Origin of the sequence: uncultured Dokdonia sp. (assembly GCF_937910895.1) — a bacterium.
In the GTDB taxonomy this organism is placed as follows: domain Bacteria; phylum Bacteroidota; class Bacteroidia; order Flavobacteriales; family Flavobacteriaceae; genus Dokdonia.
Genome location: NZ_CALEMI010000141.1, coordinates 1 through 26891, shown reverse-complemented (window position 1 = coordinate 26891; position 26891 = coordinate 1). Strand labels below are relative to the sequence as shown.

Below are 26891 nucleotides of genomic sequence, written 5' to 3'. Positions count from 1 at the left end.
ACTATTTATATTTTTTAATAAGGTCTTTATACGCTTTCGCGAAAGCGTATACGCACAAACACCTTTTATTTTAGATAGTCATCAGTGATCGCTACGTTTATTTGAATGATATTTCCTGTACGGTTGAATACTTTATGACTTGTATCTTGATCTAAACTTAATTGCTCAAAAGCCTTTGTATTCCTGTCTTTTAAAAGTACTTCTATTCCTGTTTTTTCTGAAATAGTGTAGATAACAGGTACTTGACAATAGGTAAAGCTTATAGAATTCTTTGGGATGTTAATACGTTGTTTTTCAAGATGAATATCTGTATAATCAAATGGCTGTGCGGTGTCTAAAAATTCTGATTTACGAAGCATATCTGGGCTAAACTGAAGTTTGCCTTCACTCACAAAGACGCCTAATTCTCCAAAACGACTTAAAATATCTTCTTTAACTTGCCCAGTCATACCAGGTTGTTGGGCACCTTTGCCTGCTGGTGTATGTGAATACGGATCTGTCGGAAAGGCTCCATAAAGCTTTGGAGATTTATGTACTCCAATACCTTCATTTATTTCATAATAATGTTCTAACAAACGACCAATAGTCTCTTTATCTGCATGCTCTCTGATGGCTTTTAAGCAACATTCCTGTGTAGCCAATAGTAATTTAGAAACCATGTGCCAGTAGATAGAGCCAAGCCCTTCATATCCAAAAAAGGTGCCTGATCGTCCGGTAAATGCTTTGTGATTAAAGACCGCTTCGTACGTATCTAGCAAATGCTTGCGTTCTTTTTCTACAAGTTTTTGATAACTAGTATTACTGAGCGTATCAAGTGCTTCATTGAGCATTTTTGCATTATTAAAACCACCATTAAAATGATAATTTCCTTTGATGTCTTTTTGAATGATTTGAGTATTACCGTTTTCAAGAAGTTGCTGTAGGAGTTTTGATGCTTGAACAGCTTTTTGAGGGATTTGATTCTTGTCTAAAAATTTAGCTAATTCTTTATTAGGGTAGAGGAGGTAGCTGTATTGATCTTCTCTAAACAAGGCACTATTTTTTAAACCGTCTAGTACGTCAAGATTTTCTTTAGAACTTAAATATCCAGAACTTAATACGGCTACTTGTCCTTCTAGCATTTCTTCCAGATGACGTATCGCCACTTCTTTTTCACCCGTAAGGGTCATGAGGTTGTATGCGTGGTACAAATTGTCTTCTCGTTTATTGGCATCTATTGTATGTTCAATATAGGCGAGACTCGTTGTTATAAATTGAGAAATGCTATGTAACGAAATCAGTTTCTTTTTGCCTGAAAACGCATTTTGATATACTTTTGTTCTGTACTCACTTGCTGGAATTCCTAAACCGTCTAAAATCGTTTTACGATCTGTATCCGAAATCGTTCCTTTTAAGAGGTTTTTGTGGGTACTTAGGGTAAGGGTAACACGTGTGTAAAATGTTTCTAATTCCTCAGAAATATGGGTTTCTTTGATAGCACTTTTAGCAATAATCTCACCAAAGAAATGTAAGAACCGTCTTAGATAATATAAAGTCACCATAGACACTCCATTACCTACGAGTGCATTGTTGGCATCATTCCATTCTGGGCGTTGTGTATTTAACCAGATTCCCGCTTCAGGAATAAAATTGGATACTTTGGCGAGTACGGTTGCCAGAATTTTTTCAATAAAATTGACATTGTAGATCGCATCTTTTGCATTTTGCAAGAGTGCACCATCTACTCCTAGAGAAGCTCTTCGCGAATGTATTGTTTCGTCGAGATCAAAATCAAACTCAATGGTATCCTTTGGATTTTTAAGTATTTCTGAATAACTTTTTATTTTATAAGGAACATTAGCATAAACAAAAAGATCTTTATCAAAATAACTTCCTAATTTCCCTGGGTTGTGATTTTCGATGATCTCTAAAAACTTCTGTAAGTAGATGATTTGATGATCTCCCCAATAGCCTATGTATGCCCAAGGATTGTCCTCTTCAATCGTTTCCCAATCAAAACCATCTTTTGTAACACGATATGGGTTATACCCATCAAAAGTAGTTGCATTTAAGAATTTATGAATCATACTTTCAATAAACTCAGGATAGGCGAGTGCCAATGCTTCCCAGTTTTGAAAGATATCTCTCCAGTTACCTTGATAATCTAATACTTTAGAACCATCAATTTCATTTCGAGTATTGATTGAGAATTTATTCCAAGGTCTGCTTGGATCTCCATGCCTTCTACTAAACTTAAGTGGCATATATTCATAGCACAACCTTTTAAAATGGGCATCATCACTTTGAGATGCTATTTCTTTTAAATGGAAGAGCGAAAATTCACTAGGCAATGCTTTTATGGTAGCTGTTTCTTTTTCAAAAACGGTTGTATTGGCTTTGGCTATATAGTTTTCAAAATCCCATTTTTCAATTTGATAGTTTTGATCAAAAATACCTCCTCTCATAATATTAAAGAGGGTATTTGAAAAATGGCGTGTATTTCTAAGTTTGTTAGCACTCAATTGCATCGCGTCAGAAGCGCCAGCAAGTTCTAAAAGGTGAGTAGTTCCTAGTTCAATATCTTCTTGAACCAACGCCATAAAGTCTGGAGTTGTCTTTATTTTTTCAGAAATTTCTATAATAGAACTGATGGTTTGATTTGTATTGGCAATCAGCATCCACTCTCTTTTTGTATCAGGATCTAATTCCATTTCTTCATACACAAAATAAGCGCCTCGCTCAGCCTTTACATCCGTTTCCTGACGGATGGCTTCTCCGTGTCTAAATGTATCCAGCTGAAGGGAGGATACTAGATATTTAGGATTTTCCAAACCTAATGACCAGACGATGTTACTTTTTAAAGCCTCGCTGGGTTCTGCCTTATCAACAATGGTCGCACTAAGTGCAAAAATACCAACGCCTGAATCAGGAACAAGTTCATTTCGCTTGTACGCATCTACAAGATTACTACTTGTCTTTTGTATGTCTTCGCCAACACTATATGGAATGATATTCTGTACCCCATCTAGTACGGTTACCTTAGTAGTATCTTCTAGATGATTGACTAGCGTAGATTTTTTAACAAAACCATATAGATCACTTGTATTCCATTGATACCGATAGGTAAGTCCTAGATCGGTATTGTATTCTTCAAAAATGACTTTATTCCCGTGATTACTTTTATAGAGATTTCGGGTGATGTCATAAATGCCTTCATATTTATCTGAGAAGGGTTCCCATAAAAACACCTTTCCCTCTTTATGAACTTTCAATAGGGTTTTACTCCCTGTATTTTCAGAATTCTCAGTGATTTTATCATCTGTATAATAGGGAAATAAGGCATGATCGGAATCTTTCCTACCTGCAGAGAGTCCTCCATTACTAGCGATAAACATCCAATGATTTGAATTGCTAATAAGACTCATAAAGAAAGGTCTCATTTGATCACTGTTAGAAATCTTATAATATACTTCGTTATCAAAAGTGATGAGTTCTCCTTTAATTTCATGTTGGTTAAAAGAAGCTCGTTTGTTACCTATATAAATGGATTGTTTTGTCATTTGTTATTTTTCATAATAACACCTCTTATTTTTAGAGGTGATTATTATTGATTGGCACTATTTATTTTTATTATCTAACGGGATAATACGTCACTATATAGAATTTTGTAGCCTTGTAAAATGGCTCAAGAAAACAGCAAACAGTTTTCAAATAATTCTCATCGAATTATCTTGTTATATGTATTGTCACTATTCTAATGCTATACAGATGAATTGATAGTATTCCTGTTTTGTTTGTTTTTTGATTTATTCTCCTATTTCGTACACACGTACATAGTCTACGATCATACGTTGAGGCAATGGGGTTGAGTCTACTGGAAAGCCTACAAAAGCACCTCCAACAGCAACATTTAATAATAAAAAGAACGGCTGGTCATCAAAAACCCAATCTCCTCCTTCTGGAACATCTTCTTTATTTATTCTATTAAAACGAACGCCATCAATAAAATAATCGATAAAATCTGGAGTCCATTCAATCGCAAATACATGAAAACCTGCATCAAAGCGATCATCCTCAAGTTCATATTCGCCAGATATGGCACCACCCGCAGAATATCCAGGACCGTGAATGCTACCAATGCTTTTTGAAGGTTCTTGTCCTCTAAGTTCTGTAATATCTATTTCACCACAGAATGGCCATTGTACCGTTGCAGGATCTTCGTCTGCCTCGGTTTCAATATTATTGCCTAACATCCAAAAGGCTGGCCAAATGCCGCGTCCTCCTGGTAATTGGATCCGTGCTTCAAAACGACCGTACTTTTGTTCGATTTTATCTTTAGTATTTATTCTCGCAGAGGTAAAAGGCGATCCTTGAAAATTTTCTCTACGAGCGGTAATGACCATATTTCCTTCTCCATCTAGTGAAATATTTTCTGGGCGGTCTGTATAATACTGTAATTCATTATTTCCCCAGCCGTTAGAACCTGTTCCTATGTCAAAGTTCCAAACATCTGTGTTAATAGATTGCCCTGCTTCGCCATTAAAATTATCTTCAAATACAAGATTAAGATTGGATAAACCAAGATCAGTGCCTTCATCATCAATACAGCTCCACGCCGTAAAAAGAAGACAGCCGCAGATGATACTTTTTAAGATTACATTTTTCATTTTTCTTTTTTTTTAGTTTCGATAAAAAATTATCAATAATTAGTAGTATGTAGCTCCCTGTTCAATTATTTCTGAGTACGCTTTCGCGAAAGCGTAAAAAGGAACACTTACAAGGGCTTCATGTATTTTATGTTTTAGTTTAATGTTAACGTGACATTGTCAATAACGACAACCCCTGTGTCTGCTCCCATATCAAACAGCACGCGACCATCTGTCGAGCTGAAGTTTGCGATGAGTTCTACATTGAAGGTTTGCGTGGCATCTGTCAAAGTCACTTCCATACTTTGATTGGTAAAGGGGGCGACAAAGAGACCTATCCCTACAATCATAGTACGACTTCCTGTTGCTGCATCTGTAGAAGCATCAAAGGTTAAGGTAAAGCTTTGTCCTTCGGTAATGGCTAATCCTCTTTGACTTAAGTTGACGTCAAAAGGATTTCCAGCGGTAGCGACATCTACAAAATTAAAGCTGTTTCCACCATCTGTTTGTACGTTAAATCCATTTCCTTCCCATACGGTCATTCCTTCTTCAAAATCACCATTTGACAAGAAATCCCCACCTGAGTTTCCTCCATCTGATACGACTAGAGAAACATTATCTATTACGATAACCCCAGTATCTGCTCCCATATCAAACAATACACGACCGTCTGAAGAGCTAAAATTAGCCGTAAGTTCCACCGTAAATGTTTGTGTTGTATCGGTAATATTAATCTCTGAAACGGCATTTGTAAAAGGGGCTACAAAAAGACCTATTCCAGCGAGCATTGTGCGGGTACCCGTCGCAGCATCTGTAGAAGCATCAAAGGTAAGGGTGTATGTATCACCTTCGGTAATTGCTAATCCTCTTTGGCTTAAGTTGACATCAAAAGGATTTCCTGCTGTTGCTACGTCTACAAAATTAAAGCTGTTTCCACCATCTGTTTGTACATTAAAACCATTTCCTTCCCATACAGTCATTCCTTGTTCAAAGTCACCATTTTCCAATAAATTGTCACCACCCATATTTCCGCCACCGCCAGAACCGTCTGTTAATTGAATATCATCTATATAATAGACAGAACCATCACCAGCAGTTGGGTTTGCTTCATCAATATCAAAAATGACAACCATTCTATCATAAGCTACACCAGTATTGATTAATCCGCTAAAATCAAAGATTAATTCTTCCCATTGATTACTCACTGTAGTACTTACGTCTACTCTAATTTGAGTACCAGGATCACCACTGTTTTCAAATGCGATTCTCACAGGAGTTCCAGCATTTGGTGAGAGTACGAGTGCACTTACAATTTGATCTGTAGAAAAATCAACAGGGACATCTAGGTCAATAAACTGACCTGCAAAGAATACAGATCCTTCACTTTTTAAAGACCTTAATACATTAGAGCTATTGTTTAAACCTCCTACTACAGGGTTTGCTCCTATGGATGGAACGGCACCTTCAAAGCCTATAGGGTTGTAATTAAGTATTGTTGATTCAAAGCCTAGCGGTAGTGCTACTTCAGTTGCATCTGAATCATCCACATTTCCTGATGCGTCTACATCCATAAATGTGATGGAACCGTCTGCTTCCTGACCATCTAATGTCGCACTTATGATACTTGAACCTTCGTTACTTAGAACTAATACGACACCAAATTCATTTACAGTAGCAACAGATTCGTTTGATGATGTATAGTCAAAAAAGGCAGGGGTTGTTGTAACGGTTTGTAACGTTCCTGTAGGTAAATTGTAGGTAGCAGAAGTTCCGTCTATGGTAATTGTATTTCCTGCTGAGGCTGCGGTTACTTGATCTACTCCATTAAGAATGGTAGCACTTTCTAGAAGAACAGTATTTAAGTTTTCATATTTCACTTCATCTAGCCATAGTTGGTAAGATTCGCCATTATCTGCAGCTTCTGCATACCATAACATTCCGCTTTCTTGTGTAAGTTTAGCAGCATCAGGGATGGGTATAAAGTATTTTTGCCATTCGGTGCCTACTTGAAGATTATTAACTTGTGTTCTATACACTTCTCCTCCAAAGGTTAAACCAAATCCTATTTCGTTTATCGTTTCTCCACGGGATGCTCTGGCATAAAAAGTTAATACATTATAACTTGTTAAATTTCTACCGCCTTCAACAGAAAATATACCTCCTGCGTAGCCTCCTTGCGGGTCGTTGGTATTTGGAATGTCAAATCGCATAGCGGCGCTTCCCTGAAATACAACATCGGTATCTACAGCAAATGCAGTTACTCTAGAATCTCCAAATGCATCATATTGTAAACCAGCACTAAATGTGTCTATGAAAACGTCTGCAATAGTAGGAAATGTTGCTTCTTCTAAATTCCCATCATCTGGTTGACAGCCATAATTAATCACCAGAAATAGGGCAGACATCAAATAGCTAATTGTTCTTTTTGTGAATATCTTTTTCATGATTTTTTATTTTCCAATGTTAATATGTAAGTATGTTCTGATTTCCCACTCACTTCCGTTAGGGAATCCTAAGTCAATTGGGCTTTGAAATTCATATCTCGGAGAGAAATTGTCTAAAGAACGCCAAGTATACCGAATACCAATACGGGTATTTGGTAAAATGAACCAATCTTGCTTCCCTATGGTCGTAGAAAGATCTACTTTAAATTGTAGTGGGAAAGTAAGGTTAAAATCTCGATGAAAATCAAAAGGCCCCCAATCATCTATTTTTACTTCTGTCATTAATTTAAGCTTATTATAGATCACACGTACATCCGTACCATATCTATAAATAACTCTGTCGTCACTTCCTCGTGCCTGACCATTTCCTCCAAAAAAGTTTGCAATCAGTCCGAAATCTGGCGTGAATTTAGAAACAACTCTACCATTAAATTCCCATAAATCTTGTGCAGAAGGAGCAGATTCAAAAGCCACAGGCTCACGACTATCTCCGAAGAATCCAATAGCAGCATCTTGTGTTGTTGGAAGATGACGATATACAAACCCTAAACTAGCTGCAAATGGAGCATCTTCTGCTCGGTCATTATCCCACTCATAAAACCAAGAACCTGGAGTAGGATCATAGGTTAATAAAATTTCACCTGCTGTGGTTCTTCTATTTGCTCTTACAACAAAAGGATCTGCGAGAATGTTTCTAGCTCTAGCTGGCGCAGGTGATCCTAATGGAATAGGATCTACTAATGGTTCTTGCCATAAGAAGTTTGGTGCGATTTGCAGATTTCCTATATTGTATGTAAAACCTGTTAAGAAGTTGTATTGATTACCGCTTCCGCTATCTTTTAATCTCCATCCAGTAAAAGTTTTAGTATAATCTGCGCCTCCAAAAGCAACTATGCCTTGAGCAGCACTTTGCGCATACCAATTAAATTTACCATCGGTGTATTTTATTTTTATTTTACCTCCCCAATTATCATCAGATTTTACGGTATTTACAAATACATTGGTATTTCCATCTGCATCTGTTTTTACTACTTGATATTCTCTTCCATTTAAAGGTTGTCCACCCCAAATACCTCCTAATTCAATATCAAACTTACCGAATTTACGTTGTGCATAGGCTGTAAATCTTCGTGTTCTTGGTTGAGGAATCGCTCCTGAAGTTACCCCAGCACCAGCTTGTTCTGAAATATCTTCGTGAAAAATACCTGCAAGTTTGTAATTTCCAACTTGTTTTTCATATTTGACCAAGAGGGCAGGATTGGCACCCCACCATAGCTCTGGACCAAATGCTACTTTAAATCCTTTAAATGCTTTTTTTCCTTCAAATTCAAAACCAAAAGGCGCCACACCATTATATATATCTATGTTTGGGCCGTAATTAGCTTCTGGATATAATCCAAAGAAATCTCCTTCATACCCCCAATGGTAGTGTCCTGTTCTATAGAATCCTTTTACATTAGTATACTTTGTGTTCCAATCAAATTCAGCTTGATATATTTGGACTCTATTATTATCTGTAAGAACGATATCTCCATTATTTGACTCAACAGTTATAGGACGTCCTCTATTTTCAAAGAAAATTTCATCAATAGGATTTCCAGCAACATTTCCTAAAATATTAACTTCCACATTAGCTCTTAAACCTGGCGTTGGATTGGCTTCTACACCAATATAGTAAGATTCCATATTGTCAAAGCCAAGTTGATCAGGGTAGACATTTGCATTTGGATCTCGATCTTCTGGTGTGGTTATGCGTTCACCTCCAGTATTGAACGTCGTAAATTCAGCTCTTAAAGAACTTATTTTAACTTTATTACCTCCCAAACCACTTCCAGATGCGGCTTTATCTCCTCGCGCTCTTAGTACAGCATCTATGAGTTGGATATTATTAAAATAATTCTCAACAGTTTCTGCTGTAGCACCATCTGCATACGGATTTAATTGATGTGCTTCCTTTAAAGCATAATAAGCTGCTCTTGGGTATAAGGTATAAAGACCTTTTTCATTAGTTGGTCCTTTTGCACAGATCCCAAACCACTCTTCATTCATATTATTTTCACCTTCAACATAATCACTTTGATAGCCTCCATTATCCCAAGAAGCGTTATTATCGTGAATGTCTAGATTGGTAGTTTGACCGTATTTCCACCAGCCATCACTAAATTGAAAAGTAAATCCACCTATAGAATTTCCTGCTTTTCCTAAGCCAGCTGCATTTGCATATATTTCTTTCCAATTACCCACCATATAATAGGCTTGTGCTTTCTGATCTTCTTGATTTTGCACAGCATTAAAAGCATCGGCACCAAATTCAGTAAACATAAATGGTTTTCCATATTCATTTTTTACCCTTTCAAAGGCATCACCAAAAGAAACTCCTCGATACATGTTTGTACCATAAATATCTATGTCTTTACATTCTTCTACTATAATATCTAAGAAAAGTAAATCTCCATTACATATAGCCACTGGATGTGAATCAATAATTTGTTTCATAGCCACAGTTGCTTCATTAAAAAGCTTATACATTGCTCTGGCGCGTGGCTTAGTCTTACTATCTTCTTCTGGGATATCTTCTGTTTCGGCACCATCCCAGAAAAGGCCATAATTATTTTCATTTCCGAGAAGAAACATCAAAATACCAGGTGTATCTTTAAATTGCCTTGCCATGGCTGTTGTTTCCCTAAGTAAAACCTCTCTAACACGAGGATCTGCATAATCTGTGTTAGGCTCCCAAGCGCCATCTAGTGTAAGACCATAACGACCAAAGGCATGATTAATCATGGTATAAATACCATGTTTTTCATAGATATATTGTACCCATTTAGGTGGTACCCCTACATATTGTCTAATGGTATTTACTCCCATATTTCTCAAAAGTTCCATTTCAGGATCTATCGCAGCTTTGATAATATCATCAGACTGATTCCAAAATTGATATGATGTAGTAGCGATGGTTTGACCAATAGGGATATAATCCCAGTTCATACCGTTAATCATGAATTCTTGTCCGTCTACCATTAGTATTTTGCCATCGGCTGCACTAGCAATTGTGACCTTATTTGCTTGAGCTAATAATGATGTTGAGGCTAAAAATAGAAATAGTCTTAACAAATAATGTTTCATAGGATTGTTGGTTTTAGTAAGTATATAGATCCATCAGGAATATGATGATTATCCTTTAATAAATAATATGTGTAATGTCTTTGAAGTAAATATATCATTATGAATTGTTAATGTTAGTAAAAACAAACTAACAAAAACTATACATTTACGTATCTAAATCGTTTTTATTGAGAATTTACTGATTTTTGATCTAATATATTGATAATATTACTATTTTTTATCACTTGTATTTCGAATAAAAAAATACCGATTCATTATTCTTTTGTGTTAATATTTTGTTAATGTTGTATGTATGTTGTAGTGATTTTATTCCTTGTAGAGGTGTTATTGTCATCTTGATGCTAACGAAAGTTATAATTCTTGCTCGCTTACACGTATAATACATCATTCATTAGGTAATGCATTGTTGTTTTTTTCATAGAAATATAACCTTTGGCTTAGCTTATATGTATAAAACATTATTAAAATGATACAGTTTGTAATACGCATAGGGTTTTTACTATTTTCTTTGACTTTTGTACATGCTCAAGGACTTCCTCCCGTTGTAAATTATACTCCTAATATATACAATGCAGACAACCAGAACTGGATGCTTACCCAAGGTCCAGATAAAACTATATATGTAGCAAACAATAAAGGTTTGTTAGTTTTTAATGGAGCGCAATGGGATTTGTATCCTTCTCCTAATGGAACCATAGTTAGAGGAGTTAAGGCAGTCGATGATAAATTATACACTGGGGCTTACATGGATTTTGGTGTTTGGGTAAAGGATGAGACTGGAATTTTACAATACACATCTATTGTAAAAAAGCAGCAAGTAACGATGATTGAAGATGAGCATATTTGGAATATTGAGCGTTATGGACAATATGTGCTTTTCCAATCTTTAGACCGGATCTATATATATGATACTTTAGACGGTAAAATAGAAATGATTACCCCCGATGGGCAAGTAGTACGTTTATTTTTGGTAGATGATGATTTATTTTTTCAGGTAAAAGATAAAGGACTGTATACTATAGAGAAAGGACAAACAAATCTCTTTAATTCCAATCCTATACTTATTCAGGAACGTTTGATTAATCTCTTTAATGTTGAAGGAGAATTAATAGGCGTCACTGCAAATAAGGGATTTTATAGTATAGATAGACAACGTGTAACATCTTGGGATATAGCATATAACGAATCTATAAAACAGTTTACTGTCTATAGTGCTATTCAGCGTAAAAATAAATCTATTGTTTTAGGCACTATTGAAAATGGAATTGTCCAACTCTCAAAAGATGGTACGTTTGAATATCAAATAAAACAAGAGAGTGGTTTAAGTAATAATACGGCATTAGCATTATTAGAAGATACGGATCAAAATTTATGGATTGGTTTAGATGCTGGTATTGATTGTATCAATAGTCAAAGCCCTTTTCATCAATACATTGACGTAAGTGGAAAGCTAGGAACTATATATGCCTCAGCATTTGCAAATGGTTATATGTATTTAGGTACAAATCAAGGACTCTTTTATAAGCCTGAAACGTCATCGCTAGATTTCATAAGAATGCCCGGAACTGAAGGACAAGTATGGAACTTACGTCTTATAGATGGAACTCTTTTTTGTGGTCATAATAACGGAACATATATTATTGAGAATGACAAACAACGATTAATCGCAGATATTGAGGGAACCTGGGATATTAAGAAAATTCCTGGTAAAGAAAATCTTCTTTTACAAGGAAATTATGGAGGTTTGTATGTTTTAGAACAATCTTCAGATGGATGGCGTATTAGAAATAAAATTGAAAACTTTGTAAATTCTTCTAAGCATTTTGAAATCACGAAAGACAACAAAATACTTGTGAACCATGAATATAAGGGAGTATTTGAAATAAAAATAGATCCTCAATATGAACAAGCTTTAGAAGTATTTAAACATACAGGTATTAGTATAGGGGAACATTCTAGTTTGTCAAGACTAGACGATACTATTTTTTACTCAAATGAAGAAGGGATTTTTACATATAATGCTGAAGAGAGAAACTTTATCCGTGAAGAAAATCTGAGTAATGTGCTGAATGATGATACTTTTATTACAGGAAAACTTATTGAAGATCAGGATAAATTATGGGCATTTACAAAAGAAAATCTTATTAGAATTGCACGAGATAAACTTGATGGGGCATACACGGTAAAAAAAATATCTATACCATTTAGTTTACGAAATACCGTAGAAGGGTATGAAAGCCTAGTGAACATACGAGAAAATGAATACTTGCTAGGAACTTCAAATGGATATATTATTGTAGATCTATCTAAAAATGAAAATACCATCCAAGAGTATAAGATTAACCTAAAGTCTATTGCTGTTCATCGTTTAGGAGAAAAATCCAGATTGGTCTCTTATCAGGATAATATAGAGTTTCCGTCTTTTGACAATAACTTAAGTTTTTCCTTTGGTGTTCCTGAATATGATAAATTTCTTACAACAGAGTACTCCTATTTATTAGACGGATTATATGATTTTTGGAGTCCTTGGACTTCCAATTCAAATATACATTTTGAAAATTTACCTCATGGTTCTTATACATTTAAAGCAAAAGCTCGTGTAGGAGGAAAAGAAACTAGTAACGAAATAGTATATAATTTTACGATTGCACGTCCTTGGTATTTATCTAATTTGAGTATAGGAATATATATCATATTAACTATATTTCTATTTATACTATTAAATGGATTCTATAAGCGATATTATAGACAGCAACAAGAACTTGCTCTCAATCGTACAAAAAAAGATATGGAACTTAAGACGCTAGAGAGTGAAAAGCAAATAGTAGAGTTGAATAATGCCAATCTTAAACAAGATATTGATGCACGTAATAGAGAACTTGCTGTTTCTACGATGAACATGATTAATAAAAATAAGACACTGAATGCTATTAAAAGTGCTTTGCTAAAAACAGAAAAAGTTGAAGATATAAAAGCAATTGTATCTTTAGTAGATAAGACTATTGAAAACGAAGAAGATTGGAACTTCTTTGAAGAGGCATTCAACCATGCGGATAAAGATTTTTTCAGAAAGGTTAAAGAAATACACTCCTCATTAACGGCAAACGATTTAAAATTATGCGTGTATCTACGGTTGAATATGTCTTCAAAAGAAATTGCTCCATTACTAAACATCTCCTCACGTAGCGTTGAAATAAAACGTTACAGGCTCCGTAAAAAACTTGATCTGTCAAGAGATATCAATCTAAACGACTACTTCATTAACCTTTAGGTTATACAACATATTATTTTTAAAACTCAACATAAGTACAACATAGCTGTATTTATGTTAATTTTTTTTAGATCATACTAATTCTGTCTTTTCAGCTTATAGCCTATAAATAGGCAATCAAATTATTATTATTTAATAATATCGCAATAAATAAAGTTAAAAATTGCAGTGTATGTTTTTTGTATAGGGAATATTTGCAGAATCCTCAGGATTTGAACTTAAATTTGAATAGTTTAGAATTTTAAAGAATTATATTTTAATAAATACGCAATAAAACACTAATAACAAGTGCGATTCAGTAAATAACGGAAAGCACTTATTTTATTAGTTGTGGTTCTTGAAAATTCTGAAAAAATTGTTTAATATTTTTTAAATATACTATTATGAAAAAAATTACTTTATTTTTCCTTCTCGCTTTTCTTGGAGGAATTACAATGCAAGCCCAAAACTTACTAACCAACGGTGATTTCGAAGAAGGAATGACTGTATGGGAAGGAAATGGGTTTAACGTCCAAACAGATGGAGGGAATAGCTTTAATTTTGTAGATGTTGCTTCCGCTGGAGAACCTTTTGCTGTCAACCTAAGTCAGCGAGGAATTAATATCGCTCAAGGTCAAACTTTTACTCTAACTTTTGATGCTTCAACAGATGCAGCAACAGGAAGTCGTACGATGATTGCAGGAATAGGTCTTTTTGTAGATCCATTTACAAATCAAAGTATGGAAGTTACCGTAACAGACGTAACTCAATCATTTTCACTAGAACTTGTTGCAAATTTTAGTTCTACAGATAGCCGTGTGTTATTCGATATGGGAGCTGCTACTGGTGTCGTAGTAATTGATAACGTTACTCTTACTTTAAATGAAAATACAGGAGGAGATGAATTACTAGAGAACGGTGATTTTGAACAAGGAATGGTTGTATGGGAAGGAAATGGATTCAATGTACAAACAGATGGAGGAAACAGTTTTAACTTTGTAGATGTTGCTTCTGCTGGAGAACCTTTCGCTGTCAACTTAAGTCAAAGAGGAATCAATATTGCAGAGGGACAAACTTTTACATTAACTTTTGATGCATCTACAGATGCAACAACAGGAAGTCGTACGATGATTGCAGGAATAGGTCTTTTTGTAGATCCTTTTACAAACCAAAGTATGGAAGTTACCGTAACCGATGTAACACAAACATTCTCATTAGAACTCGTAGCAAATTTTAGCTCTACAGATAGCCGTGTGTTATTTGATATGGGAGCTGCTACTGGGGTTGTAGTGATTGACAATGTATCTTTAGTACAAGGTAATGGTAACACAGATCCAGTTCTTCCAGCCGTGGCAGCACCAACACCTCCAGAGAGAGATCCAAATACGGTATTTTCTCTTTTTAGCGATGCATATACACAACAGCCTAATACTGTTTTTGGAGCATTTGGTGTAGGAACTCAAGATATCACAACCATTCAAATTGAAGGTGATAATACACAACAGTTAGTTTTAAACCAACCAGCCTCAGAATTTTTATTAGTAGATTGGGGAGAGCCTCTTGACCTTTCAGCATTGACTCATTTCCACATGGATTATTGGATAGATACATCTTTGTCTACTGGCTTAATTGCAAATCCTAAATGGTCTAACCATGTTGGTGATGGAGGAGAAACATCTTTTTTCCAATTAACAAACCCTGTTGTTACTTTTGGAGAGTGGGTATCTATAGATGTACCTCTTACCGTTTTTGTTGATGGTGATGCTACGCAACAAAGAGATGCCTTGAGACAATTTGTATTGACACTTGCAGGAGCAGAACCTGGAACAAGAACGATCTTTATAGACAACTTATACTTACACAATAATACAACGCTTAGTACTGAAGAGTTTACATCATTAGATGTATCGGTATATCCTAACCCTTCAACAGATCGTTGGACAGTATCTACAAGTTCTGATAGTATTACATCTGTAGCAGTATATGATCTTCTAGGTAGAAGAGTAGCATTAGCAACACCAAATGCAACTACATTTGATATCAATGCTTCAAACCTTAGAACGGGTATTTATTTGGCAACGATTACAACAAATCAAGGTCAAGAAACTATAAAATTAATCAAACGCTAAATAGTTAATCCTAGGGGGATTATTTTAATTTAGTATAGAAAGGGCTATTATCATTAGGTAATAGTCCTTTTGCTTTTTACCTATTTTTATAATTTAACTTGAGTTCGAGATGAGGGATTAGATTTCTCTTCTTTTTCCAGTATATATAGAACGTAAGTTTTGGCAGAGGTCAAGAGGTGGTATTTTTTTTTGAAACTTTTTAAAAGAATAATGTCATGAGCTTTGGGCGAGGAGAAACAGCGATGGAAATTTCTTGTAGTTTTTCGCTTTAAGCGAAATTGAAATAAGAGTGAATTAACAATATATATCAAACTCAAGTTAGTTCAAATAGAAGCTGTCAAAAGAAACCAAACTATAGAATGAACCTTTTTTGATAGTACCTTAGATTAACAATGTGAGTACAGAAACGTTATTGATTTTTTCTATAGATTTAAGAATAGTTAAAATGAAATTAGCCAAACCAGCTATTTCCTATTTATAACGCTTTACCAAGCCACATCCCTCCAAAAACAGCAAGAATACCCACTGTAAAACTAGCAATGGCGTAGATAGCAAATAGTAAGAGATCACCAGATTTCAGAAAGTTATGATGTTCATAAGCAAAGGTAGAAAAGGTGGTAAACCCTCCACAAAAACCTGTAGCCAGTAAAAGCGTAGTGTTACTAGATAATGTATTATTCTTTATAGCCCAACCTAATACGACTCCTATAATAAGACTCCCAATAATATTAGCCGTAAATGTTCCGTAAGGAATACTAGTACTTGAAGTGTTCCATACCTTGCTAAGTAAATATCTTGCTATACTTCCTGTACCGCCACCTATAAAAACAAGTAGTAACTGTTTCATATTATTTTACACCCTTATTTAAATAAAATAGATCTTCGTAAGCAACTATATTATTCTACCGGAATATAGATGTCTGTTACCCAATCTGCTGGATTAGGATAGTCTCCAGGATCGTTTGTGTAGATTTCAAAAGGTTTTTGTTCACTTTGTGTTAATTGATACTGCGTAATATATTGCATAGCTTCTGTCCACGCTTTTCCTAGATAGCTGTAATTCCCTTTCAAAGTAACTCTCACTGCTTTGGTTCTTGGTAAGTATCCGCTTAGTACCGTACCTTCTCCTGTAATTTCTATAGCATTAGGAACAGGAATAGCATTACTCATAATAATAGAACCGTCAGGATTCATTTCATTATAAATAGTAAAAGGCATTCCAGATTGTGTAATACCTCTTTGATTCATGAACTGCATGATCTCACCATAATTCTGTCCCATGATGGCACTGATATTAGTACCACTAGCAGATGTTGTTTTATACAAATAAAACCCACCGCCATATTCTGTAATTCCTTGTATGGTTACGGAGTGATCTTCCATTTTTTCTCTTACATACGTTTCCAATCCTTTCAAACCATCTGTGTACATCGTGCGCATATCTTCTTCAAAATCCATTCCTGAAAAGGCAAAATACACTTTATCCATAAGCGTATGCTCCCCTTCAACTTGCCAAGTAACCTTTACAGCTCCTGTATCTGTAGGTATGAATTCCCAACTTACATTTGAAGAACGTTCTCCTCCTGGTGTCACAATGGTAAGGTCCTGCTCTATGGCTGTATTTTCTAAAACAGCTGTTGTTTTCATAGATCCTAGAAATTCACCATCCCAAGAATACCCAGCGCCCACACCAACAGTCTTAGCATCATACGTAAATACCATCGTGGAGTCCTCTTTTTTCCAAGGTCCCCAATACTCCCAAGTTGTGTAATCGTTTACAGTATTGTATAAAATAGACGGAGGTATATCTATGATTCGACTTTCTTTAATATCATAAGTACCGTCTTTTGAAGCAAAATAAATAGTACCACCAATTAAAAAAATGAGTAAAAGGAAGAATATAAGTTTTAAAAATTTCATAGTTAAAGGGGTTCGTTAGCTTAGGCTAAGATAAAGGATTTTTAAAACTTCTATTTTTGGTATATTTACACACAAATAAAAAACTAATCTCAATGAAATTTAAAGCAATATATAGTTTTGGACTTATGGCATTATTAGCGATAAGTTGTGGTGAAGATCAACAAAAAAATGGTGAGGCTACTGATACCGCTTTCGCGAAAGCGGAAATAGCATTTAACGAACCTGTAGATCAATTTGCAGATATCAAAATTTTACGATACCAAATCCCTGGTTTTGAAAATTTGACTCTTAAAGAACAAAAACTAGTCTATTATATGACGCAAGCAGGACTGGCTGGACGTGATATTATGTGGGCACAAAACTACCGTCATAATTTAGCAATTAGAGAAGCACTAGAAAAAGTATATACAATGTATGATGGCGATAAAACATCTGACGATTGGAAACATTTTGAAGAGTACTTAAAGCGTGTTTGGTTTTCTAACGGAATCCACCATCATTATAGCAACGCAAAATTGCAACCAGCATTTTCTGCAGATTATTTAAAAGAACTTTTAGCAGCTTCTGGAGCTACACTAGAAGGAGAAGCTTTTGATGTGATTTTTAATGACAAAGATGCAAAAAAAGTAAACCTTTCTAAAGATGCAGATATTGTATTGGAAAGTGCTATTAATTTTTACGGACCCGACGTAACGACTGCCGAAGTTGAGGCTTATTATAAAGCGATTGAGGTAGATAAGAATGAGCCTATCGAAGTAGGTTTAAATACACGTCTTATTAAAGAAAATGGCAAACTTGTAGAGCAGGTGTATAAAAGTGGAGGATTATATGGAGAAGCCATCGATCAAATTATTGGATGGTTAGAAAAAGCAAAAGGTGTTGCCGAAAACCCAAAACAAGCGGAAGCATTAGGACTCCTTATTGAGTATTATAAAACTGGAAGTCTAGATACGTGGGATGATTACTGTATCGCTTGGGCAACGACAACGTCAGGAAATATAGATTGGATCAACGGATTTATAGAAGTATATAACGATCCAAAAGGCTACAAAGGGTCTTATGAAACGATCGTTCAGATTAAAGACTTTGATATGTCTAAAAAAATGGAAGTACTTTCTCAAGACGCACAATGGTTTGAAGATAACTCTCCATTAATGCCAGAGCATAAAAAAGACAGTGTTAAAGGCGTTTCATACAAAACAGTGATTGTGGCAGGAGAAGCAGGAGATGCATCACCAAGTACACCTATAGGAGTCAACCTTCCTAATAACAACTGGATCAGACAAACGCACGGAAGTAAATCGGTATCATTAGGGAATATCATAAGTGCCTATGCAAGTGCTGGTGGATCTGGTCGTTTACAAGAGTTTGCGCATGACCCAGAAGAAGTAGCACTGGAAGAAGAATATGGACAACTAGGCGATAAGCTTCATACGGCATTACACGAAGTTGTAGGGCATGCCTCTGGACAAATCAACGAAGGTGTGGGAACACCTAAAGAAACTTTAAAACGCTATAAATCTACGATTGAAGAAGGACGTGCAGACCTTTTTGGTCTGTATTACCTAATGGATCCTAAACTTCAAGAACTTGGATTGGTGGAAGATTGGGAGAAAACAGGAAAAGCCGCGTATGATGGGTATATCCGTAACGGACTCGTGACGCAACTTATTCGCTTAGAATTGGGAGATGATGTAGAAGAAGCGCACATGGTCAATCGCCAGTGGGTAAGTGCTTGGGCTTTTGAAAGAGGACAAGAAGAAAATGTCATCGAAAAAGTGACTCGTGACGGGAAGACCTATTATAATATCAACGATTATACAAAGCTGAGAGCCATTTTTGGAGAATTATTACGTGAGACACAACGAATCACTTCAGAAGGAGATTACGAAGCCGCTAAAGCGCTTGTAGAAGATTATGGTGTGAAAGTAGACCAGAACCTTCATAAGGAAGTATTAGATCGTAATAGCCAGTTTAAAAGCGCTCCATATAGTGGGTTTGTCAATCCAATGATTGTGCCTACCACAGAAAATGGAGAAATTACAGGATTTACTATAGAACATCCAGCCAACTTTGAAACACAAATGCTTGAATATGCGAAGACCTATGGGTTTTTGAAGTAAAATAGATATACTTTAAATAGTATTTATAAATATTTAAAAAGCGATTATCGAGAGATGGTCGCTTTTTAAGTTTAAAAGTTTGTGGGTTTAGGGATTCAGGCTCAGCTTAGGATTTAGTTGGTATTAATTACTTTTTCTAAATTCGGAATATACATGTTGTTCCTTCGGAGTCATCCAAATGATACATCTCATAATTTGCAGTCTCATATCTAAACACAAAAAAGCCTTTGAGAAAAATTCTCAAAGGCTTTTTATAAAGTTTAAAATTCTACTTACTCAGCAATCTCAGCACCTGCTGGTTTCTCAAACTGAGAAGCATCCAATTTTGTAGCAGAAGCGGTAACGTCTATAAAGGTACGCTCACTTCTAATTTCTGTTGGTTTCCCATCTATTACCTTGTACCATTGTAAAACACTTGGTAATTGTAAGCCGTTGACTTCCGTCCACTGATCGTATTTTATATAACTAAAATTAGGGCTCTTTTCATTTTTGCCATAAGTCACTGTATACGCAAGCCATTCCATTTGATTTGTAGAAGGATTATGATAAACGATGTACTCATCATCTGGAGCATCGCCTACACCAGCACCAAAAGAAATTTTAGTTCCAGGATACGATATGCCATCAAATTCTAGGGCAGGTACGTCGCTATACATAATTCCATCATCACCTAAGACAAACGGCATCGCATAAAAGTAAAACATTAGGTTGTGATAAAAACGAGCACGTCCTGGCTCGAAGTATGTAGAATCTTGTGCAAGCCATACATCTTCTCCATCAAATCCTATGGTGTATTGATCGGTTTTGACGGTTACTTTACGAGACTTTAAGTCTACGGTATGGACTTCATTACCCTCTTCTTTTTCCAAAGTAAAAGATAGTTCATTCATAGCGTTCCAAGTATCCATTCCGCCATGCGCTTTAAATATCGCAGCCATTGCGGTTGGATATTCTTTCTCAGGAGTCTTTGTGACTTCAGGAGTAGGTGTTGTTGTCGTAGTTTGTTGCGTCGTCTCTTTACAGCTTAAAGCGAAAATAGCCACAACAAGGAAAAACATAATTTTTTTCATGAGATGATTAATTTTTAATAAATGATACAGGTTGTCTATTGTCGATTCTCATAAAATAAATCCCTTTAGTCAGCGTACTCACATCTAGTGTATAGGTGGTTGTAATATCATTTATAAAAGATGCTACCGTACGTCCCAAAGTATCATATATGATGATCGAAGCATCTAAGTCGATATTTTCTATAGACATTACAGAGGAAGCAGGATTCGGGTATAGCTGTATAACCGGGAGGCTTTCATCTTCAATACTTAAGTTAGCATCTGCAAAAATATCAAAAGTAACAATCGTCACACATTCCTCTTGAGGTGCATTTTGAAAACGAACATAAATCGTTTGCGGATTGGTAATGTTCGTATAATTCTCAGGATCTGTAATAGGATTAGATGCTGTTTCTGCATCTTGTAAGGTCTCGTAATAAGAAATATCCACCACAAAAGGATCATTCGTAAACTGAGGAATGATGTCTGTTAAGTCAAATACCTCAAAACCATCATTGTTAGGATCTGCAAGCACAAGAGGATCTGGAGTTGTTGTATCGGGCTCAAAAGGTAAGCGAACCTCAATCGTAAAGGTGGTGATGACACTATCTCCGTTGCCTTGTACACGTACAAACACCAGTTGCGGATTGACAATATTTTCATAATTCTCAGGATTTGGAAATCCAGGACCATTTCCTAAGGCACTTCCAGACGTAAGATGAAACGTGACCGTTACATTGGTCTGATCTCCAATAATCTCTGGAATCGTTGTCGTAAGATCAAAAATCTCAACCCCATCTCCAGGATTGTTAATATCACACGTAATGAGATCTTGAGGTTCATTTGCCGTTACCTGTGATACCGCAGTAAACGAAGTAAGAACACATAGTATCCCTAGCAATTTTAAAGTAGTTTTTTTCATCCTATAAAAGTAAGGAACTTTACAGGATTCTACCACATCATAAATATAACAGCATTTGATTAGTATAGGTATAAGGATGTACCTTTGTGATATGCACAAACACATTTCAAGCGCTCAAAATCCCGCTGTAAAAAGACTTTTACTGTTACAGGAGAAATCGCGTACGCGTAAAAAAGAAGACGGCTTTATTATAGAAGGACTCCGAGAGATTGGTCTTGCAATTTCTGGTAATTACATGATTACAGAACTTTATATAAAAGAAGGTTTTACCGAGGATGCTTCGGTGGTGGCATTGATCCATTCATTACAAAATGCTTCGGTAACAACGCTGTCTGATGAGGTATATAGTAAGGTTGCGTATCGTGATGGGACGGAGTCTGTGATCGCTTTCGCGAAAGCAAAAAAAACCACTTTAGAATCCTTACAATTACCTAAAAATCCGTTGTTGCTTATCGCGGAAGCTCCTGAAAAACCAGGTAATATTGGTGCTATACTACGCACCGCCGATGCTGCAGCTGTCGATGCTGTAATTATCGCCAACCCTAAAACCGACCTCTATAATCCTAATATCATTAGATCCAGTGTGGGTTGTGTATTTACCAATCAAATCGCCTTGGCGCCAACAGAAGAGGTGATTTTATTTTTACAGGATCGTAAGATTCAGATTTTTAGTGCTATTCTACAAGAAGCAGAACCATATCATATACAAGATTACACACAAGCCACTGCGATCGTGGTGGGTACAGAAGCGACGGGCTTAACAACGCCATGGAGAGCAGCAAGCACACAGAATATTAAGATTCCTATGTCTGGTATTATTGATAGTATGAATGTAAGTGTTGCCGCAGGAATTCTTACTTTTGAAGCAAAACGACAACGAAATTTCAACTAATTCCTACGAAGACAAAAATCGTATATAACATACAAACCCGAATACCTAGCGTACCTATTTTAATTCATTTATGACGGCAAACATTTTATTTTACATTATCATTTTTATTCTTGTCATTAGCTATTTGGTAGATCTTGTGATGAGCTACCTCAATGCAAAACATGCTAAAAAACCCATCCCAGAAATCCTACAAGATGTATATACAGAACAAGAGTATCTCACATCACAAGACTATAAAATTACCAAAGACCTTTTTGGGGTTTATACAGCAACCTTTAGTTTGATACTAACATTGGCTTTTTTCTTTTTTGATGGTTTTGCGATTTTAGATCAATGGGCGCGAACGTTTACCGAGCATCCTATTGGGGTGGCATTGATCTTCTTTGGAGCGATTATGCTAGCGAGTGATATTCTTACAACACCTTTTGAATATTATAATACGTTTGTGATCGAGGAAAAATTTGGATTTAACAACATGAAACCCATCACTTTTTTTGCAGATAAATTGAAAGGTTGGCTTATGGGGATTGTGATAGGTGGTGGCTTATTGGCACTCATTATCTGGATTTATGAAGCGACACAAAATCTATTCTGGTTGTATGCTTGGGGAGTGATTACCTTATTTTCAATAGGAGCAAATCTATTTTATGCTCGTTTAATTGTTCCTATATTTAACAAGCAAGCTCCTTTGGAAAAGAGCGAATTACGTTCACAAATTGAAACATACGCATCAAAGGTTGGTTTTAATCTTACCCATATTTTTACAATAGATGGTTCAAAGCGAAGCAGCAAAGCAAATGCTTATTTCTCTGGGCTTGGACGCGAAAAACGAATTACCCTATACGATACCTTGATCAATGATCTGGAGAATACCGAAATTGTAGCTGTACTAGCTCATGAAGTAGGGCATTATAAACAAAAACACGTCATTACTAATCTTTTACTTTCTGTAGCCATTACTGGGTTTACACTATGGCTATTCTCTTTATGCCTAGCACAACCTATAATTGCAGAGGCGGTAGGAGTATCGACGCCTTCTTTTCATGTCGGGATGGTGGTATTTGGCATTTTATATACCCCTATTTCAGCAGTGACAGGATTTTTTATGAGTGCGCTTTCGCGAAAGCATGAATACGAAGCAGACAATTATGCCGCCGAAACTTACAACGCCGAATCGCTGATTAGTTCGCTTAAAAAGCTATCTAAAAACAGCTTAAGTAATCTAACACCACACCCGTTGTATGTAAAACTGAAGTATTCGCATCCTACTTTGTTACAGCGTGTGGAGAATCTAGAAAAAAGATAAGAGACCGCTATCGCTCATAGAAAATAGCATATAGATCTAAGTCGCCATCTCGACGTTAGGAGAGATCACACACCAAGCTTTTAGTCGTTAGCTTTTAGAGGTTGCATATCTGTCATTCCCTGATATATGTTGACCGTTTTTAGGTTAATATTTCATTATTTGATATAGCATATTTTAAAACATAATTGGGGGAAAATGTAAGGTGGCTGGGTGATTTTATTTCGCCGAAAGGTAGAAATGAAATAGTATTGAAGTTCTGTTTCTGTAAAAATAAAAAATAGAGTACTACTCTAAAATAGAACAATACTCTATTTTTAAATTTGTTTTATGACATCTAGTGGTTTTGATTTCGATTTCAGCTTCGGTTTCAAGTGAAGTCAGATGATGTGATTTCTTGTCGCTCGTTCCTCGCTTTGTTGAAATGACGTCATTGATTTTGATTTTACTTTCGCGAAAGCGAAATAATTATTTTTTCGACTACCGACTACCGACCAACAGCTAAAATCTACTCAACAATCGTCACATTCATATAAATATTTTCCTCTGGCCACTCCGTACCATCTACGGAGACTTCATTCATTTTGTCCACCACATCCATGCCTTTGGTCACTCTCCCAAAAACGGTATGCTCTCCATCTATGTGATGTGCACCACGATGTGATTGCACAATAAAAAACTCAAAAGGGGAGGAGGCTTTACTTATATTTTGCTCACTATACTTCGCTGCCGAAAAGGCACCTCGCACATGTGGATACTTCTTTAAGGCTTCATTAGGTAGTAAATATCTACCCATTCCTTCACGATTACGAGCCGTGGTTTTTGTGTCATTATTTCCACCTTGAACGACAAAATCTGGAGATACTCTATGAAATTGGGTGGTATTAAAATAGCCATTTTTAACAAGCATAATAAAATTTGCTCTATGCAATGGCGTGTCTTTAAAAAGTTCTACTTCAATAGTTCCAAAACGATTTTCGATACGGATTTTGGTTTCAGGGTTCTCTTCACCATACTTGGTCAAGAACGGAATCAGTTCTGCCTGTGAAGCAATCATCGGATTTCCAGGTGTGCCTTTGGGAGCTTCTAGTTCCTTTTTTTCTGGAAGGGTATCTGTAATTATAGGCGTTTGAGATACCTCTTTTTTTGTAGATTTAGTATCTTTACAGCTTAAGAAAATGGAAACGGCTAACAAAAGAAGAATAGACCTATACATACATGGAATTTGATACGTGTTTACGATTACTTTCAAAAATAAGCAATTTGCCATTACCAGGGAAAAATGCACAATTTATGATGGCGCCAATGGAGCGTGTAAAGGAGTTTAGTCATTTGGATATAGAAAAGCTGAATCCACGCAGAGCAGGCGTGATGGTGCTTTTGTATCCAGATCAGAAACAAGTAACAAAAATGATCTTAATACTCAGAAAAACCTATAAAGGCGTACATTCTAATCAGGTGGGATTTCCAGGAGGGAAAGTAGAAGATGAGGATAGAGATATGCTGGATACCGCTTTGCGCGAAACTGAAGAAGAGATTGGCGTTGCCAGACATAAAATTACTGTTGTAAAGGAAATGACAACAAGTTACATCCCGCCGAGTAATTTTTTTGTGTATCCCTTCTTGGGTTATAGTACCTCGCCTTTAGATTTTGTAGCTCAAGAAGAAGAAGTAGAAGGTCTTATCGAGGTGACACTGGAGGATTTTTTATCAGATACCGCAGTGATTAGTAAAAAAATGTCTACCTCATATATGGATGATATAGATGTCCCTGCGTTCTTTCTAAATGGACATGTCGTTTGGGGAGCAACAGCGATGATGCTTAATGAAGTAAAGGTCTTATTACTTTCTGGTCAAGAATAGGAAGGTTTTGTATCTTTGTGATTCTGTTTTTATAACAAAGATTTATCTAATATCATACATGGGTCTATTTAAAACCAATCCATTCGGACATATACTTTTCTTAAAAAGATGGCTTATTCGTATAGCAGGTGCATTAACACACAGGCGTTACCGCGGCTTTAACGAATTGCAAATTGAAGGTTCAGAAGTGTTGAGAGACTTACCAGAAACCAACGTTTTATTTGTCTCTAACCACCAAACGTATTTTGCAGATGTCGTATCGATGTTTCATGTGTTTAATGCGAGTCTTAGTGGGAGAGATGATTCTATTAAGAACATAGGGTATCTCTGGAATCCTAAATTAAATTTGTATTACGTAGCCGCAGGCGAAACTATGAAAAGTGGCTTACTACCGCGTATTCTTGCGTATGCAGGAGCCATCACCGTGAGTAGAACGTGGCGCGAGAAGGGAAAAGAAATCGATCGCCAAGTGAATTTTCAAGATACAGAAAACATAGGAATTGCCCTTGATGATGGTTGGGTCATTACCTTCCCACAAGGAACCACAAAACCATGGAAACCTATCCGTAAAGGAACAGCACATATTATTAAGCAATACAAGCCAGTCGTTGTCCCTATCGTGATTGATGGATTTAGACGTAGCTTTGATAAAAAGGGATTGCGGATCAAAAAACGTAATATTTTACAAACCTTTGAAATCAAAGAACCTTTGGATATCGATTACGAAAATGACTCTGTAGAAAAGATCGTAGAACAACTCGAATACGCCATAGAGCAACATCCTTCTTTCCTTAAAGTAATTCCTATAGAAGAACTTGAAAAAGAAGAAGAGCTCAATAAAAAACGACAGTGGGAGTATTAACGGTTTTGTATACCACTACTTAATTCTCAGGTAACAACGTCCATTTCTTATCTAGCGGTTGATGGCTTTTTATAAAGGCATCAGGTTCTTGAAGAAAGTAAGAGTTATCATAATCAAATTCAAATAAATACGTAGACATATCTGTATAACCAGCTGACTAGGTAGCATCACAGAGATACCAAGTGTCGTTGAGTTTTATCGCATTCCAAGAATGGTTAGGGAGATCTAGATTTTTTATTTTCAAATCATTTGCGGCGTATCCATCAATGATTTCACATTCGATACCCGCTAAGGAACACATGACCTTAATTAAATACGCATAGCCCGTACAGATCGTTTCTTTGTCTTGAAGTAAGGTGGTAAATACTTCTTTTTTAAATTGA

17 protein-coding genes are annotated in these 26891 nt (G+C 36.0%); 7 read left to right on the top strand and 10 right to left on the bottom strand.

Annotation, left to right across the window (positions count from 1 at the left end):
• Positions 1-65: 65 nt before the first annotated feature.
• The 4 genes from Q0505_RS16785 to Q0505_RS16770 form a co-directional block, all read right to left on the bottom strand.
• Positions 66-3539: a hypothetical protein gene (locus Q0505_RS16785; RefSeq protein ID WP_299215376.1), complete on the bottom strand. Its 3474-nt coding sequence runs from the start codon at positions 3537-3539 to the stop codon at positions 66-68.
• Positions 3540-3785: 246 nt separating this feature from the next.
• Complete coding sequence (locus Q0505_RS16780; RefSeq protein ID WP_299215374.1) at positions 3786-4646, bottom strand: glycoside hydrolase family 16 protein; 861 nt, start codon at positions 4644-4646, stop codon at positions 3786-3788.
• A gap of 134 nt (positions 4647-4780) precedes the next feature.
• Complete coding sequence (locus tag Q0505_RS16775; protein WP_299215372.1) at positions 4781-7069, bottom strand: carbohydrate binding domain-containing protein; 2289 nt, start codon at positions 7067-7069, stop codon at positions 4781-4783.
• Positions 7070-7075: 6 nt separating this feature from the next.
• Positions 7076-10195 (bottom strand): glycoside hydrolase family 2 TIM barrel-domain containing protein, encoded by a 3120-nt coding sequence (locus Q0505_RS16770; protein ID WP_299215370.1) that lies wholly within the window; start codon positions 10193-10195, stop codon positions 7076-7078.
• A gap of 466 nt (positions 10196-10661) precedes the next feature.
• On the opposite strand from Q0505_RS16770, the gene Q0505_RS16765 reads away from it, so the two are divergent.
• Positions 10662-13466 carry a triple tyrosine motif-containing protein gene (locus tag Q0505_RS16765; protein ID WP_299215368.1) on the top strand — a complete coding sequence of 935 codons (2805 nt, stop codon included), beginning with the start codon at positions 10662-10664 and terminating at the stop codon, positions 13464-13466.
• A gap of 383 nt (positions 13467-13849) precedes the next feature.
• Positions 13850-15574 carry a T9SS type A sorting domain-containing protein gene (locus Q0505_RS16760; RefSeq protein WP_299215366.1) on the top strand — a complete coding sequence of 575 codons (1725 nt, stop codon included), beginning with the start codon at positions 13850-13852 and terminating at the stop codon, positions 15572-15574.
• 475 nt (positions 15575-16049) lie between these two features.
• Here the strand turns inward: Q0505_RS16760 and crcB are convergent, their stop codons facing one another.
• Entirely contained in the window at positions 16050-16421 is a 372-nt protein-coding gene (gene crcB, locus Q0505_RS16755) for a fluoride efflux transporter CrcB (RefSeq protein ID WP_299215364.1), read from the bottom strand.
• A gap of 50 nt (positions 16422-16471) precedes the next feature.
• Positions 16472-17494 carry a GyrI-like domain-containing protein gene (locus tag Q0505_RS16750; RefSeq protein ID WP_299215362.1) on the bottom strand — a complete coding sequence of 341 codons (1023 nt, stop codon included), beginning with the start codon at positions 17492-17494 and terminating at the stop codon, positions 16472-16474.
• Between the two features lie 92 nt (positions 17495-17586).
• On the opposite strand from Q0505_RS16750, the gene Q0505_RS16745 reads away from it, so the two are divergent.
• Entirely contained in the window at positions 17587-19617 is a 2031-nt protein-coding gene (locus Q0505_RS16745; RefSeq protein WP_299215360.1) for a dihydrofolate reductase, read from the top strand.
• Positions 19618-19889: 272 nt separating this feature from the next.
• Here the strand turns inward: Q0505_RS16745 and Q0505_RS16740 are convergent, their stop codons facing one another.
• Both Q0505_RS16740 and Q0505_RS16735 read right to left on the bottom strand, forming a co-directional pair.
• On the bottom strand, positions 19890-20687 hold the full coding sequence (locus Q0505_RS16740; RefSeq protein WP_299215358.1) for a DUF6503 family protein: 798 nt from the start codon (positions 20685-20687) through the stop codon (positions 19890-19892).
• A 7-nt stretch (positions 20688-20694) separates the two neighbouring features.
• Positions 20695-21588, bottom strand: a complete 894-nt coding sequence (locus Q0505_RS16735; RefSeq protein WP_299215356.1) for a T9SS type A sorting domain-containing protein — start codon at positions 21586-21588, stop codon at positions 20695-20697.
• A 91-nt stretch (positions 21589-21679) separates the two neighbouring features.
• Here Q0505_RS16735 and Q0505_RS16730 point away from each other — a divergent pair, with 91 nt between their 5' ends.
• Both Q0505_RS16730 and Q0505_RS16725 read left to right on the top strand, forming a co-directional pair.
• Positions 21680-22480, top strand: a complete 801-nt coding sequence (locus Q0505_RS16730) for a TrmH family RNA methyltransferase (RefSeq protein ID WP_299215354.1) — start codon at positions 21680-21682, stop codon at positions 22478-22480.
• Between the two features lie 70 nt (positions 22481-22550).
• Entirely contained in the window at positions 22551-23786 is a 1236-nt protein-coding gene (locus Q0505_RS16725; protein ID WP_299215352.1) for a M48 family metallopeptidase, read from the top strand.
• A gap of 505 nt (positions 23787-24291) precedes the next feature.
• Here Q0505_RS16725 and Q0505_RS16720 read toward each other — a convergent pair.
• Complete coding sequence (locus tag Q0505_RS16720; protein WP_299215350.1) at positions 24292-24999, bottom strand: peptidylprolyl isomerase; 708 nt, start codon at positions 24997-24999, stop codon at positions 24292-24294.
• A 2-nt stretch (positions 25000-25001) separates the two neighbouring features.
• Here Q0505_RS16720 and Q0505_RS16715 point away from each other — a divergent pair, with 2 nt between their 5' ends.
• Together Q0505_RS16715 and Q0505_RS16710 are read left to right on the top strand one after the other, a co-directional pair.
• Positions 25002-25646: a CoA pyrophosphatase gene (locus Q0505_RS16715; RefSeq protein ID WP_299215348.1), complete on the top strand. Its 645-nt coding sequence runs from the start codon at positions 25002-25004 to the stop codon at positions 25644-25646.
• Positions 25647-25704: 58 nt separating this feature from the next.
• On the top strand, positions 25705-26508 hold the full coding sequence (locus Q0505_RS16710) for a lysophospholipid acyltransferase family protein (RefSeq protein ID WP_299215346.1): 804 nt from the start codon (positions 25705-25707) through the stop codon (positions 26506-26508).
• Between the two features lie 157 nt (positions 26509-26665).
• On the opposite strand, the gene Q0505_RS16705 is transcribed toward Q0505_RS16710, so the two are convergent.
• Positions 26666-26891, bottom strand: a 226-nt coding sequence (locus Q0505_RS16705) for a transglutaminase domain-containing protein (protein WP_299215344.1), incomplete at its 5' end; no start/stop codon positions are given.